This window comes from Poriferisphaera corsica (assembly GCF_007747445.1).
GTDB classification, from domain to species: Bacteria; Planctomycetota; Phycisphaerae; order Phycisphaerales; family Phycisphaeraceae; genus Poriferisphaera; species Poriferisphaera corsica.
Genome location: NZ_CP036425.1, coordinates 3,610,638 through 3,625,140 on the forward strand (window position 1 = coordinate 3,610,638; position 14,503 = coordinate 3,625,140).

The 14,503-nt window shown below is 49.0% G+C and carries 13 protein-coding genes; 4 read left to right on the top strand and 9 right to left on the bottom strand.

Annotated elements, in window-relative coordinates; all coding sequences use genetic code 11:
• Nucleotides 1-38 precede the first annotated feature (38 nt).
• The 3 genes from nrfD to KS4_RS14755 form a co-directional block, all read right to left on the bottom strand.
• Entirely contained in the window at nucleotides 39-1,493 is a 1,455-nt protein-coding gene (gene nrfD, locus KS4_RS14745; RefSeq protein ID WP_145079800.1) for an NrfD/PsrC family molybdoenzyme membrane anchor subunit, read from the bottom strand.
• A gap of 102 nt (nucleotides 1,494-1,595) precedes the next feature.
• Entirely contained in the window at nucleotides 1,596-4,835 is a 3,240-nt protein-coding gene (locus KS4_RS14750) for a TAT-variant-translocated molybdopterin oxidoreductase (protein ID WP_145079803.1), read from the bottom strand.
• A gap of 29 nt (nucleotides 4,836-4,864) precedes the next feature.
• A complete protein-coding gene (locus tag KS4_RS14755; RefSeq protein WP_234698811.1) occupies nucleotides 4,865-5,584 on the bottom strand; it encodes a cytochrome c3 family protein in 720 nt (239 codons plus the stop codon).
• Nucleotides 5,585-6,525: 941 nt separating this feature from the next.
• On the opposite strand from KS4_RS14755, the gene KS4_RS14760 reads away from it, so the two are divergent.
• Nucleotides 6,526-7,704 (top strand): peptidyl-prolyl cis-trans isomerase, encoded by a 1,179-nt coding sequence (locus KS4_RS14760; protein WP_145079806.1) that lies wholly within the window; start codon nucleotides 6,526-6,528, stop codon nucleotides 7,702-7,704.
• 115 nt (nucleotides 7,705-7,819) lie between these two features.
• Nucleotides 7,820-8,272, top strand: coding sequence for a YraN family protein (locus tag KS4_RS14765; RefSeq protein ID WP_145079809.1), 453 nt, complete (start codon nucleotides 7,820-7,822; stop codon nucleotides 8,270-8,272).
• A gap of 18 nt (nucleotides 8,273-8,290) precedes the next feature.
• Here the strand turns inward: KS4_RS14765 and KS4_RS14770 are convergent, their stop codons facing one another.
• The 5 genes from KS4_RS14770 to KS4_RS17740 all read right to left on the bottom strand — a co-directional run bounded on the left by KS4_RS14770 (nucleotide 8,291) and on the right by KS4_RS17740 (nucleotide 11,385).
• Nucleotides 8,291-8,548, bottom strand: coding sequence for a DUF1232 domain-containing protein (locus KS4_RS14770; protein ID WP_145079812.1), 258 nt, complete (start codon nucleotides 8,546-8,548; stop codon nucleotides 8,291-8,293).
• Between the two features lies 1 nt (nucleotide 8,549).
• A complete protein-coding gene (locus KS4_RS14775) occupies nucleotides 8,550-9,245 on the bottom strand; it encodes a DUF4230 domain-containing protein (protein WP_145079815.1) in 696 nt (231 codons plus the stop codon).
• Nucleotides 9,246-9,276: 31 nt separating this feature from the next.
• Nucleotides 9,277-10,854 (bottom strand): shikimate dehydrogenase, encoded by a 1,578-nt coding sequence (aroE, locus tag KS4_RS14780; protein ID WP_234698812.1) that lies wholly within the window; start codon nucleotides 10,852-10,854, stop codon nucleotides 9,277-9,279.
• 201 nt (nucleotides 10,855-11,055) lie between these two features.
• Entirely contained in the window at nucleotides 11,056-11,229 is a 174-nt protein-coding gene (locus KS4_RS17735; RefSeq protein ID WP_200761315.1) for a hypothetical protein, read from the bottom strand.
• 18 nt (nucleotides 11,230-11,247) lie between these two features.
• Nucleotides 11,248-11,385, bottom strand: coding sequence for a hypothetical protein (locus KS4_RS17740; RefSeq protein ID WP_200761316.1), 138 nt, complete (start codon nucleotides 11,383-11,385; stop codon nucleotides 11,248-11,250).
• A gap of 134 nt (nucleotides 11,386-11,519) precedes the next feature.
• Between KS4_RS17740 and KS4_RS14785 the strand changes: the two genes are divergently transcribed.
• Together KS4_RS14785 and KS4_RS14790 are read left to right on the top strand one after the other, a co-directional pair.
• Nucleotides 11,520-12,842, top strand: coding sequence for a DUF1015 family protein (locus KS4_RS14785; protein WP_145079821.1), 1,323 nt, complete (start codon nucleotides 11,520-11,522; stop codon nucleotides 12,840-12,842).
• Between the two features lie 101 nt (nucleotides 12,843-12,943).
• Nucleotides 12,944-13,552 carry a P-loop NTPase family protein gene (locus tag KS4_RS14790; RefSeq protein ID WP_145079824.1) on the top strand — a complete coding sequence of 203 codons (609 nt, stop codon included), beginning with the start codon at nucleotides 12,944-12,946 and terminating at the stop codon, nucleotides 13,550-13,552.
• 64 nt (nucleotides 13,553-13,616) lie between these two features.
• Here the strand turns inward: KS4_RS14790 and KS4_RS14795 are convergent, their stop codons facing one another.
• Nucleotides 13,617-14,486 carry a polyphenol oxidase family protein gene (locus tag KS4_RS14795; RefSeq protein ID WP_200761317.1) on the bottom strand — a complete coding sequence of 290 codons (870 nt, stop codon included), beginning with the start codon at nucleotides 14,484-14,486 and terminating at the stop codon, nucleotides 13,617-13,619.
• Nucleotides 14,487-14,503: the final 17 nt, after the last annotated feature.

A 14,503-nucleotide genomic window follows, 5' to 3' on the forward strand; every position in this document is an offset into this window, starting at 1 on the left:
AACACGTTGATGCCATCAACGCTTATATTCAACAAATTTTAATCTGGTTGGTAGTCAGATCTTCCTTCAGAATCCATTGCCTCACCCCCCGGGCCACTGTGAGCATGGGCCTCAGGCATCACACTCTTAATTTCAGCCATCGCACAGGTTGGCAAAAATTTCAGGAAGAGCAGGAACATGGTGAAGAACAACCCAAACGAACCAATAAACATGGTGATGTCCACCCATGTTGGTTTAAACAAATCCCAACTCGACGGCAGAAAATCACGCACGAGGCTTGTAACAATAATTACAAATCGCTCAAACCACATCCCTACGTTTACACACATCGCAGCAAACATCACGCACCATACATTCATGCGCGCCTTACGGAACCACAGAATCTGAGGCCCAATACAGTTGCAAAAAATCATCAGAGCAAATGCCCACCAATATGGACCTCTCATACGATTTAGAAACGCGAATTGCTCTTCTGGAACCTGTCCATACCATGCTATGAAAAATTCAACACCATATGCATAAGCCACAATCATCCCAGTACCCAACATCACCTTCGACATATTTTCGATATGACGCCATGTGATGATATCTTCCAATCCAAACAGCTTGCGACAAGGAACAGCCAACGTAATCACCATCGCAAAACCACCATAAATCGCACCCGCAACAAAGTAAGGTGGGAAAATCGTGGTATGCCAACCTGGCAACTGTGCCACAGCAAAGTCAAACGAAACAACCGAGTGCACAGACAAGACCAATGGCGTTGCGAGTGCTGCCAAGATTAAGTAAGCCTTTTCGAAACGATGCCAATGACGGCTCGATCCGGTCCAACCAATTGAGACAACACTATATGCAAATTTTGCGATCACATTCTTCGCACGATCACGCAGCGTTGCAAAATCAGGCACCATACCCGTTAGCCAAAACAGTGTTGAGACCGTTGCGTAGGTACCCACGGCAAAAACATCCCACAATAACGGGCTTCTAAACTGCGGCCACATATCCATTTGATTCGGAATCGGAAATAGCCAATACGCCAGCCAAGGCCGTCCAACGTGAACACCAGGGAAAATTGCAGCACACATCACCGCAAAAATCGTCATCGCTTCAGCGAAACGGTTAATGCCTGTTCGCCAATTCTGTCTAAACAAAAACAGAATCGCACTAATCAGCGTACCCGCATGGCCAATCCCCACCCAGAACACAAAGTTCACAATCGGAAAACCCCATGCGACCGGCTGGTTATTACCCCAAATCCCGGTACCTGTAGTAAACAAATATCCAAGCAAACCGCCCAACATCGCCAGAAGCGATGATGAGAACAAGAACGCTGCCCACCACCAGATATTCGGCCAGCCACGCGCAAGATCAGCGACTGTCGACGTTACCGCCGAAAAATCTTTACCGCCTGTAACCAAGGGAGCACGCTCACGCGGATCCTGGCTAAGGTTCTTCTCATACGAGTCATGCGTGTTGTTCGAAATCGTTGACATTGACGCTAACGCCTTCTTCTTTTAAAGCTCGCATACGCTGCAAACCTTCATCTAACCAATCGCTGCAATCTGCTTTCGCTCACTGCAGCAAACGTATTCCGGTCACGCTTCGGTGTGCTCCACCTTTTGCGCGGATTCTTCGTGATACTCAGCAGTATCGTTTTTTCTTGGGTTACGAATTTTTGCCATATACTGCGTACGAGGCCGTGTGTTGAGTTGAACCAAAACGCCGTAAGTCCGATCCTGAGACATATTCTTGGTAACTTGCGCATCTTTATTAAGCAAGTTTCCAAATACGATTGCATCAGTCGGGCATGTTTGCTGACAAGCAGTCTGCAAAGCATCCGCACTAATCGTTGGCTTCGTAGGTGCATTAGGATCGTTATTCGTAATGCCTTTCGCCCACGCATTTTTCGTATCAATCTTCTCACGTGCAATCCGCTGTGTGCAGTATGTACACTTCTCCATCACCCCACGCATACGTACAGTCACGTCTGGGTTGAACATCATCCGTTTAATTTCATTGACAACATCACGCTGTTGCGTATCTGGCCAATTCAACCACGGCTTCGCCATCCCGCGTGGATTCTTTGAGTGATAATCAAAATAGTTAAAGCGACGAACTTTATATGGACAGTTATTCGAGCAATAACGCGTCCCGATACAACGGTTATAAACCATTGTGTTCAGACCTTCACTATCATGAACCGTTGCCGCCACCGGACAAACCTGCTCACACGGCGCATTCTCACAATGCTGACACATCATCGGCATATGCGCGATTTCAGGTTTTTCAGCATACGCATCTTCAGAGCTTGTCTTAAAGTAGCGGTCAGTCCTAAGCCAATGCATCTCACGATGCATAAGCACCTGATCTTTACCTGCAACCGGAATATTGTTTTCAGCCTGACATGCAACCACACATGCGTTGCAGCCGATGCATTTATTCATATCGACCGTCATGCCCCACGCATGTTCGTCCTTAAAATTCACTGGCACTTGATGCGCATCCGCATCATAACTCGGCAATCCATCATTATTTGTTGAAGGCGGATCCCACAATTGCAAAGGAATTGTGCCAAAATGATCCGATCTCTTCGCGAAACCGCGATCCTTCTCATATCCATCAAGTGTTGATTCACGAACAATCGAACCATTCTTATTCTTATCACCGACCCTATGACGTTTACCCTGCATCCCAATCGCATCAAGCAGGTAATGATTCTGTGTCAATGCCAAAGCATGACGATTAGCAGTTACCGTAACCTTCGCATCAGTAAAGTGCATCGCTCTACTTGTTCGCAGCGGATAAACATCAACACCAACATCATCCCCGATACTAAACGTCCCCGGCCGCTGTTCTTTGCGACCATACCCCAATGCAACGGTAACTACACCCTCAGCCTGCCCCGGCATACGATACGCTGGCAGCAACACAAATTTTCCGCCAACAGTTACCTTCAATAGTTGACCATCTTTCTTGATATTCAACTTTGTCAGCGCATCTTTTACACTCACAATAGCGACGTTATCCCACGTCACCTTCGTCATTGCTTCAGGCAATTCCTGCAGCCAACCACTGTTCGCAAAACGGCCATCATAAACCTGGCCGCTCTTAACAAATTTCACTTCCCACTCGCTTGGCTTACCCAAACGAATAGCCTTACCAACTTTCGCGGGCTCACTAATCGTTGAATAGCTTGTACCAACCTTCAATCCATCTTTAAGAATCTGCTGCCACGCGACCTGATTACCACTTACAACAATACCTTCAGATATAAGCGTATCTCGCACGATGTTGTAACCATCACGCGTTTCAACATCCGCAAGTATCGCAAGCAATTCAATCGGCGACTTGCCGTCAAAAAGCGGTAATATCAATGGTTGCTGAATGCTTACCGTACCATCCCAAGCACGACCATCACCCCAACTCTCAAGATAGCCTGCACGCGGAAGCTGCCACTCACATTTAACACTTGTCTCGTTTAGATAAGTCGTCAAGTGAATCGCATTTTTTACTTTCGCTAATCCGCCTGAAAAATCTACGTCTGCAGGTGCATCATAAACAGGATTGCCGCCCAGAATCACAAGTGTATCAATCTGCCCATCCGCCATACGCTTCGCCAGCTCTGCAATCTGCTTGGCATTATTTCCTTCTTCTACTTCTTCAATATAGCTTACAGTCTTGCCGCGATTGCCAATCACATCATTAATCACCGCAGCAAGTGCATGCAACTCTGCCGGCTGACTCTCACCCACCACAACCAGCGATTCTCCCTGATGAGCCATCAAATCTGCAGCCAATTTTTCTGCAAAATCGCGTTCTTCAGCAGTCAATTCAAAGCCTTCTGCCTCAACAACACGCTGCCCTGTTACAATTCGCCCGACCTCAGCCAGCAGCAAACCAACAGTTTGACTACAAACATTCATCCGGTAGTCCGCAACCGAACCCGTCTGCGTAAAGCTTGGCTCTACCGCATACAAACGATTACTCGACTTACCATTTACCTTATCAACCCCGTCACGTACTTTTGACCACTGTTTTGAATAACGAATCGAGCCGCCCATTCCCCACAGTAAATCCGCATCAAACGTAGCAATGACTTTCGCATGGCTAAGATCATAAACTGGACGTGCACCCTTACCATTAAAGGCTTGCTTCAAACCATCAATCGATTGATCACGATTGATCGATTCCCATGTATACCACTTCATCCCCGGATATTTCTTAGCCAGTTCAGCCTTCATCCGCTTTACAGACGGACTCGCACTCATTTCACTAAGCACAGCCAATCGTCCGCCATTTTGCCCATCGAGTGCACGTTTGATTGTCGTTTCAAATCCTGCCCACGTACTTCGACTACCTTTGCCCTGCCCATTCAACACCCAGCGCATCCGTTGTGGGTCATATTGCTCAAGCACACTCGCCTGCGCAAACACATCGGCCGCACCCATTGAAAACGGATGCAACTCATTGCCTTCAACCTTAATCGGACGACCATCAAAAGCCGTCGCAACCAACCCATCTGCAACGCCCCCACGTTCAAGCATCGTTGCATAGTATTGCATTCCACCCGGCACACGCCCTGCCGGCCTGGCCGCAAATGGCGCCAACTTTTCTTCCGGATACCGACGACAACCGCTCAATGACAATCCCGCCAACGACATGCTCGCTGCCATCAACTGCACAAACCGGCGACGGCTCATCGAAAGCACTTGCTCCGGCTCATACCCACCAGCAAACTCATCATTCAGCGCTTCCTGGAACTCCGGCGTGTTCGAATATTCTTCCAAACTTCGCCAGTACACAGCCCCCGTCACGTTCTCGCTTTCGGACGACATCGGCAATGATCTCTTCGATTGTTCGCTATTTATCTGTGGCACGTCGAACAACTCGTCATATAGGCTTTGTTATGAATTTCATACTTAGACTTCAGCTCCATACCTATTCGAAGCTGAGCCTCCTCCAACGTTTCACCTGCCTGCATCGGCGGCTTCCACCCCAAATTCGTCACTTCCTCTACAGGTCGTAACTGCTTCTCCGGTGCACGGTGACAATCCAAACACCAACTCATGCTCAAAGGCTGCATCGTCTGCACAACCTCCATTTTGTCCACTCTTCCGTGGCAACTCACACAGCTCACACCTTTATTGACGTGTGCCGAGTGATTGAAATAAGCATAATCTGGCAGGTTATGAACCTTCACCCATTCAACAGGTTTGCCCGTTGCATAGCTCTCATAAACTGCAGCCAGCTTCGGACTATTCTTTTTCACACCATTCACACCATCTTGATTGCTATGGCAATTCATACACGTGCTTGTTGCCGGTAGAGCTGCAAACCCTTCGTCAAACACAGATGTATGGCAGTACCGGCAATCAATGCCCAACTGCCCAACGTGTAGTTCATGGCTATACGGAACCGGTTGCTTTGGCGCGTAGCCAACATTCAGCGTTTTCGCCGACAACCCAAAGTTCACGATCACTGCTGCGTATGGACCACCACCTAATACCAACACCACTACGACTGGCAGCAAATAATTCACCCACTTGGGGAACATATAACGTTTTTGATCTTGATGCTCTGGCATATCCACCAGCCGTGTTGTAACAGACACACACCGTAATAGGGCACACCTGTAAACCACTTAAGATTGAACAAACAAAACTAAATTGAAATGCGCGAAATGAAGCGCTCCTCGTGGCCAACGAGAATAGCGATTATTCTTCTTTCTGACAATCTGCTCTTTGTTGCACTTTTGCCCCTTGATTAAAACACATCTTCATCACATTTAAGCACTTATATATTCAGATAAACATGTCTATAGAATACGAATAATCTAAAACATAAGGAAAACCCTTTGTGTTTCGCGTTAAATCAATATTCACGCCACAACCACAACAGGTTATTGATCCTTAATCTCAATAGCACACATACTCATTAATCATTAAACATGATCATCACCATATAAAAATATTTTTACTCTTCTTAAACGCACAAAAACAAACAGTTAATCTTCGTGGAAAACTCTGGTATATCCATCGATTAGACAAGTGGATGACAAAATCTCATACGCATTCCACAGATGTAACAAATCAATACATGCTTAATCTCATGCCAAATTACCAAACATAAATCCAACACAAACTTGCACACAGTTACTATAACTTCTCATATTAATTATTAAAGATCTTTTTATAATATCTTCGCTCTATCCGATGGTTAGCCTACACGACACAACCGATCCGCATTCCCAAAAACTCGCAATCAAAATACCGCAACTATAAACCACCACGCCGCAAGTTAAGCACACAAAACCAAAACATCAATCACCTAACATGTTTCGCTCTCACTGACTTTTGGCTTCGCCCCAACGTAATTGCCGATACCCAACAGACCCGCATTTCACATCCACACACGCCCCAACCCGCCGTCACGCAAGTCATTTACGACACCACAACCACCTCAAAATACAGGCTGCGTTTACAACTTGATTGTTGAACAATACTTACAACTTATTAAACTGGTAGCATGACCAAAACCCGCTCAGCCGCAATCTTGACCCTCACAACAGCCGCCTGCATAAATCTCGCAGGCTGCGCCCTATTCATCGAACAAGACACAGGCCCTTCAAACGAAGAACTCAGAGCAATTGAGCAGGAATACCGCGTTCGCGAGCAAAAACAAGCAGAAGCATACGCCAAAGAAGAAGTCGTCGTCAGCAATGACAACTCACTTGTCATGAATGCCATGATCGGCCAAGTCAACGGCAACGCCATCTACGCCGAAAACATCTTGGCTCCAATCCACGACCAGCTCACCGCACTTGGCCAAAACCTCTCTCGCGACGCCTTCTATCGCGAAATCCGCGGCAACGCCCAACAACTCGGCATCATCGCTCAAAACATCCGATCAAATGTCACCAACGCCCTCATCTACGGCGATGCCGAACGTCACCTCACCAACAACGAACGATATATCGTCAAAATCTATATACAGAAAAACCGCGAATTCTTCATCCGGCAACACGGCCAAGGCTCCCAAGCACTCGCCAACAAAACCATGCTCGAAAAATTCGGCATTGGTATTGAAGAATCTCTTGAAAACGAACGCCGCAAATACATCATTCAGCAATACGTCAACAAAACCATCCGACCAAAAGTCAATGTCACACGAGCCGACATCGAACGATACTACCGCGATCACAAGGATGATTTTAATAAACCGAATGAACGCGACATCCGCATCATCGCCACAGCAACAGCAGATAACGCATTGCAAGTGCAATCACAACTCGAAAGCGGCATTTCCTTCGACCAAATCGCTTCGTCTGAGCTAAATACCTACCGCCGCTCCTCAGGCGGCCTCTCAACAAACCTTAAAGGCGAACGCGTCCTCGCCCCCTTCCTAAAACCGCTCAATGACGCCCTAAACCAACTCGCCACCGGCCAATCCACCACTGAACCCATTGAAATCAAAAATAAATACTGGTTCATCAAACTCGATCGTGTCCAAGAAGCTCAGAACATCACTCTTCGCCAAGCTCAGCTTGGTATACGTAAACTACTCGAAGATCAGCAGTTTAATATCCTCGTAGAACGATACAATCGAGATCTATTAACCGACGGCAGCTACGACAACCTCGACGAAATGACCAAAACCCTCATTCAGATTGCAATGAACCGCTACGCTCAACCCGAATCTAATTAACGCCGATAATGAGTACACCGTGCTTTCAGCACATATTCCTTTTCATTCGTTCATGCAGTGAGTATTTCTAAACAACACGCCACAACCGATTCACCTACTCACGCAGGGGGTGAGAATGAAAAATTTACTAAACAACCTCGTCAATAAAGTCACCGATCATATCACCAATCGGGACACCCATATCCATACAATTGGCTACCGCGGCGAAACAGCTGCGACACGCTTCCTTCGAAAAAACAACTATCGCATTATTAGACGAAACCTCAAATTCAGACTTGGTGAAGTCGACATCCTCGCCCGCGATCCGGACGGCCAAACCATTGTTTTAATCGAAGTGAAATCAACTGCCGCCGCAGACAACGCACCGCCCCCCGAAGTTCACGTCAATCACGACAAGCAAGAAAAGCTCATCACGCTCGCAGCCATCATTCAGAAAAAGTTTAATCTCCAACTCCACCCACTCCGCATCGATGTCATCACCGTCACTTTCCCCGACAAAATTACCGCCCAGCCCACCATCCGTCACCACCCAAACGCCGTCGAAATTGGCCAATCACATTGGCTCTAACCGCTCATCCCGACCAACTCATCGGCCCTGTCCCGGCAACCGGATACCCAATACGCCCAGACAGCTAAACAAAATCGCGCATGCCAGCACCTCATCCAAATTCCCAATCACCGGTAAATTGTCTGGCACCTCCACCACACCAAACGAAAAATTCAGCAAAAACAGCACACTCAAAAACACCCCGATTGTTGCAATGAGTCGCGCAATAAGACCTCGCTTCTTTCGGGGCTCAACCTTGACCACTTCATGCTTACCTTCATCATTAACTCGCTTCATGTCATTCACCTTCTTTAACCTCCACCTCAACTTCATACGCATCATGAGTTGCCTGCAACAACGCTTCAACAATTGCCCCAACACTTTCCTCTGCCTGCGCCCGAGCTATCTTTCGATTAGACTCCGCCATCGCCTTCTCTAAGATCGCTTTCTTAATCTCCCGTTTCGCCTCCTCCGCCAGTTCATGCGGTGTCCCCGGCCAGCTCACCCATCCACGATCTGTCTCCACACTAATCTGCTGCGGATCAGTCTGAATCACCACCATCTCCTCATTCACCCGCGGCTCATCAATCCAAAATCGGATCACCTTCCCAATCTCATCCACTTCAACGTCCTCCGCCCCTAATCGTTTCAAATCCACCCACCATTCCACCTTATTATTAAAATACTTCACATGCGCTGAACTCGTCGTGCTAAAAACCTCTCCCAGAAACTTCGTCACCCGCTCCTTCTCAATCATCACATCAATACTGTGTTGATACACCACTACCTGACTTCGGCCCCGCAGATTATCAATCAAACCCACCACCGTACCATTGGTTGATGTCGAATAGACAAACCGCCCTGCCTTCCCCATCATCATATAAACACCATACCCGCCCACACCCATCAATATCATCGCAGCCAGTGTTGCCAAAAGCACAAACCACTTCCAACGCCAGCGCTGCCTCTGCTTATCTTCACGAGTATCGCTCATCCACACGACCTCCATGGCTCATTATTGATGACTATAAACCCAAGTACTTTTTTAATTCTTTCGCAAAAACATCTAGCGGCGCATCTTTTCCCGTCCACGCTTCAAACTGCCCCGCTGCCTGCTTAACAAACATCTCTCCACCACTCACAGTCACACACCCTGCCGCTTTCGCATCCTTTAATAGCTGCGTCTCCAGCGGATTATAAATCGTATCAAACACCACCATCCCCATCTCAAACGCATACCCCGCAAGCGGCGTCTCTCCCTCATTCGGATGCATCCCCATCGGTGTACAATTAATAATTAGATCACCTTTAAACGTACTAGCCTCATCCATCCCCTTCGCTTCGCAACCAAATTCCTTTGCCAGCGCCTCTGCCTTCTGCACCGTTCGATTAAAAACAACAACCTCTGCGCCATACGCCGTATACCCCGCCACAATCGCCCTCGCCACACCTCCAGCACCGAGCACCGCAATCCTCTTGCCATTCAAACCTTCGCGCTTAATCGCCATCTTCTCGCACACACAATCCAGTGCCGCAGCATAATCTGTATTGCACGCATACAACGATCCATCCTCCCGCACCACTAGCGTATTCGCCGCCCCAATGGTTCGGCTCAGCTCTTCAACCTCACCACCTTCTTCTTCAACAAACCTCAGTAAATTCGCCTTATGCGGGATCGTTACCGACGCACCCTTAAAATCAAGCGATTGGTAATCCAGCCATGTCCCCACCGTCGCCTTGAACGCCTCATATTCTGGCGCCACCGGCATCGGCAAATACACCCCGTCATAATCCACCGCATCAAACCCAGCATTATGTATCTGCGGGCTCATCGAATGCCCAACCGGATAACCCACCACACCATAAACCTTCGTTTTTTTTCCCAGCCTATCCCACCGATAGAGACCCTTCAGATCTTCTACTGTCGGCTGCCCCGGCGCCGTCCCCTCCTGATTACTAAGCACCGCAAACGTCAACAGCGCACCAAACTTTTTCGCTAGAACACGCGATGCCAATCCATACTCACCCATGCACAGCGCAATCGTCGGCTTCCACCTCTTCTCAATAATCTCAAACGCCTCTAAATTATCCCGCAAACTCTTCGCCGCCCACGCCACCTTAATCACTCGACATGCATCCACCTCCACCATCTTCTCGACACGCCTCAGCAAATCCCCTGGCCGCCCCCTAAAGTCATGCGACGACAATACCAACCCCGTCTCTACACCGCGTACCTGCCCCTCATGCTCAATCGCCAATTTCACCTTCTGCCGAATATTCGCACTCTTCTCCCAACCCAACAACTCAAAATCAATATACGCTGGCCCAGCCCCCCCACTCTCCAAAACATGCTCCAACGCACTCACCCGCTCCATCTCATCCCCATCATATTCTCCCCCCTCCCACACCGGCCTGCACGTCACAATGCACGGCAACGCACTCCCCTCCACCAACATTCCAACCCCACTCGCCCCCGCTTCCCATTCTCCAAAATGGTCAATCCGAAACTCCACAAGATCAGCCCCAGCCTCCGCCGCCTTCGCCGCATCTGCCAGACCCTGCTCAACACTGTACACCATGATTGGAACTGTTAGCTTTGTCATACCCCAAAAGCGTACCATCCCCCCTCTCAATCGTCACCTCAAGATCCATCATTCTGAGCTTCCACACGACGAAAAACCCTCCCAACCCTCTTTGCCCCACAAAAAAACGCCTCAGCTCATCGCAAAGACGTTACAACACTATTCAGTCTGCTTAAATCCGTACTTTTTCTCATATCGCTATGTCATATTGAGACTTACAGGTTACCTAGCAAGCATCCGCCTGCTATCCCTCAACTTCGCTGCTTCTATCGCGTATCTCGCAGATTCCATAATCCGTCCACGCTGAGCTAACTCTAGCTGTATACTGCGGATACGCGCATATTCTTCAGGGCGTTTAGACTGATCCAATTCTTTTTTTTCTGGAGGCAATTTCATTTTCACTTCCTACCTTTGCTACCCGCAACCGCAGCCACGTATTACTTTAAAGACCAATAAAACATCAGCAACCACCATGCCAAGCCAATCCGTATAAACCCGCCGCCAATACAGCATCACCCCATTCCCCCGCGACTCACTGCAATCAACGCGCACACAACACCCCTTCCCTCTTCTAAAATCGCGCTAATTCCTCTGGATAAGCCAGCCCCCATTTTCCCACACCCCCTCAGCCGTGTAACCTATTGGCTTCCACCGACATCACTCAGCTTTGAGGAGTAACCCCACCCATGCCACTATTACAACCCATCAAAGCCCTTACCTATTCCATCGGCTCAGGTGAAGATATCTCCGACCTCATCGCCCCACCTTACGACGTCCTCGACGAAGGCCCCAAACAACAACTCCTCTCTCAATCACCAAACAACATCGTCGCCGTCGATCTCCCCGTCACACCACCCAAAACCGTCGGCCCAGACGAAAAATACAACGATGCTGCCAATCTCTTCAAGCAATGGATCGACGCAGGCATCCTCAAACAATCCCCCAAACCGGCCATCTACCTCTACGAACAACAATACACCGCCCAAGGCAAATCCCATGCACGCCGCGGCATGTTCGCCGCACTCAAGCTCGAAGAGTTCAACCAATCCAACGGCATCTTCCGCCACGAAATGACCATCCAAGGCGGCCTCGACGATCGCTACAAACTCATGAACGCAACCCAATCTCAACTCTCACCAATCTTCGGCGTCTACTCAGACTCACAAAAACAAGTCGCCGACCAACTCGAATCCATCTACACAACCAACCCCTCATTCACAGGCACAACCGAAAACGACAACGTCCTACACCGCGTCTGGATCGTTGACGACGAATCACTCATCGACTCACTCCAGTCCTTCTTCAAAACCGCACCCGTCTACATCGCCGATGGCCATCATCGCTACACCACTGCCCTCAACTACCACAAAAACAATCCCAACAACCCTGACGCATCAACCTGCCTCTTCGTTCTCGTCGCAGCCGAAGACCCCGGCATGATCGTCCTCCCAACCCATCGCGTCATCACCGGCATGACCGACTTCTCAATCGAAAAATTCCTCACCATCGCCGCCAAACGCTCCGACATCATCGTCCACGCAACCAAACATTCACCCGATGAACTCGCGGAATTAGAAAACACACTTCCCGGGGCAGGCAACCACGCGATGGCACTCTACGACCCACAAACCAAAACAACCTATACCATCTCAACAACCTCTCCAGACCCACTCGCAAACATCACACCCGACAAGCCCGAAGTTTGGCGAACCCTCGACGTCGCCATCCTTCAGCACCTGCTCGTCGAAGAAATCCTCAAACCCAACTTCGCAACCAACCCCGATGACGTCGGCTACAAATACACCGCCGATATCAACGACTTCCGAAACCTCACCGAGCAAACCGACGATAACGATCAACCCCGCCTCGGCATCATCGTCCAATACACCCCACTCCAATCCGTCATGGGCGTCTCACTCGCCGACGAAGTCATGCCCGCCAAGTCCACATACTTCTTCCCCAAACTCGCCACCGGCCTCGTCATCAACCCACTCACCCCCCTCGACTAATCTCAAGTTAGACAACAAAAAACTAGATCATCAAACCCACATCTCCACGATGTGGGTTTTTTCATTGACCACCATCATCAACTCGCTATCATTTTTTCTTCATGCATTCACATTCGCAAATCAATCTAACCTCCCTCAACCGCATCACCATCATCGGATGTTGCGGCGGTGGCAAGTCCACACTCGCCAAACAACTCGCCCAAAAACTCAACCTCCCCCTCCACGACCTCGACGATATCTATTGGCACGAAAACTGGGTTCTCACACCAAGAGAAAAACGCAACCCAATCCTCGCCCCCATTATCGAGCAATCCCAATGGATCATCGACTCCAATTACGCATCCGTACTCCTCACCGAACGCTTCGCCGCCTCCGATCTCATCATCCATGTCGACCTCCCCACATGGTTCTGCCTCTTCCGCATCACCAAACGCTCCATCCTTCAATTCCTCAACGTAGAACATTCTTTCCCTGCTCGCATTCAAGAAGCCCACAAAACAAACCGTCAACGTTCTATCTCGGATTTCGCTTTTTACAAATACGTCTACACTTTCAAAAGACGATTACACCCTCACTTTGAGAAAACTCTCACCACCGCAAACGCGCACCAAAAACTCATCACCCTCAAATCTAAAAAGCAGATCAAACAATTTTTTGATTCAATCCCAACCACACCCTCACTAGCCCCCAACACAAGTACGCCTCAATAACCATCATCCAAAAGAAAAATATCATGGTATTCTGACATTTATCAGGAACCGCTTGCGTCTAACACTATTTCTTCCCAATCACAGCCGCCATTCTTCCGCATCCACCTAACCCATTTCGCCCCACACTCCGCCGGTAACTATAAAACTCATCCGCCCGCTCAAACGTACACACATCACAAACATCTATCCGACTATTAGACACACCCGCTTCTTCTAGCTGTCGCGCGATCGCCCCTCGCAAATCAATATGTGGCTTCATCATCCCCCCCCCTCTTACAACACAATCCTCCAATCCCACATTCCTAAAATCACTCACCACTTCCTCTCCCACCTCAAACGCCCCAACCCCAATACAAGGCCCAACAGCACCCACCACCCCACCAACATCAACACCCATCTCCACCATCTCTTTGACCGTCTTCTCAACAACCCCCGCAACCACAGACCGCCAACCCGCATGCAGCGCACCGATCACCACATCCCCATGACCATCTTTCCCAACTAAAAGTACCGATCCACAATCCGCCGTCCTAATCGCAAGTATCTCTCCCTGATTCCCACTCACCATCCCATCCGCCTCTGGCGCATGACACAATTTCACCAACTCACTCTCTGACGACCATGTCTTCACCTCACCGCCATGCACCTGCCGAACCTCTCGCCTAACCATCCGCCGCATCCCCATCACTTTCCGAAGCTTTCGCCAGTTAGCCGACGTATACTTCGCCTCACCCTCCACCCCCAAATCTAATCCTTCATAATCCCCCCCGCAATAAACCTCTCCTTGCTCCTCTTTTTCAGGGAACAACTTCCGGGGGCTAAGTCCACTCAACCGCGTACTAAATCCATGCACCACCACATCACCACAAAAATCCTCGATCAAACTCGACCGGTACACCACAACACCATTCTCAAATTCATCTCGCCTAATCAACACATTACTCCATTCAA

Coding starts and splice junctions, on each gene's coding strand:
- KS4_RS17735 (WP_200761315.1), bottom strand. CDS start 11,229: ATGAAATTGCCTCCAGAAAAAAAAGAATTGGATCAGTCTAAACGCCCT.
- nrfD (WP_145079800.1), bottom strand. CDS start 1,493: ATGTCAACGATTTCGAACAACACGCATGACTCGTATGAGAAGAACCTT.
- aroE (WP_234698812.1), bottom strand. CDS start 10,854: ATGACAAAGCTAACAGTTCCAATCATGGTGTACAGTGTTGAGCAGGGT.
- KS4_RS14750 (WP_145079803.1), bottom strand. CDS start 4,835: ATGTCGTCCGAAAGCGAGAACGTGACGGGGGCTGTGTACTGGCGAAGT.
- KS4_RS14785 (WP_145079821.1), top strand. CDS start 11,520: ATGCCACTATTACAACCCATCAAAGCCCTTACCTATTCCATCGGCTCA.
- KS4_RS14790 (WP_145079824.1), top strand. CDS start 12,944: ATGCATTCACATTCGCAAATCAATCTAACCTCCCTCAACCGCATCACC.
- KS4_RS14755 (WP_234698811.1), bottom strand. CDS start 5,584: ATGCCAGAGCATCAAGATCAAAAACGTTATATGTTCCCCAAGTGGGTG.
- KS4_RS14765 (WP_145079809.1), top strand. CDS start 7,820: ATGAAAAATTTACTAAACAACCTCGTCAATAAAGTCACCGATCATATC.
- KS4_RS14775 (WP_145079815.1), bottom strand. CDS start 9,245: ATGAGCGATACTCGTGAAGATAAGCAGAGGCAGCGCTGGCGTTGGAAG.
- KS4_RS14770 (WP_145079812.1), bottom strand. CDS start 8,548: ATGAAGCGAGTTAATGATGAAGGTAAGCATGAAGTGGTCAAGGTTGAG.
- KS4_RS14760 (WP_145079806.1), top strand. CDS start 6,526: ATGACCAAAACCCGCTCAGCCGCAATCTTGACCCTCACAACAGCCGCC.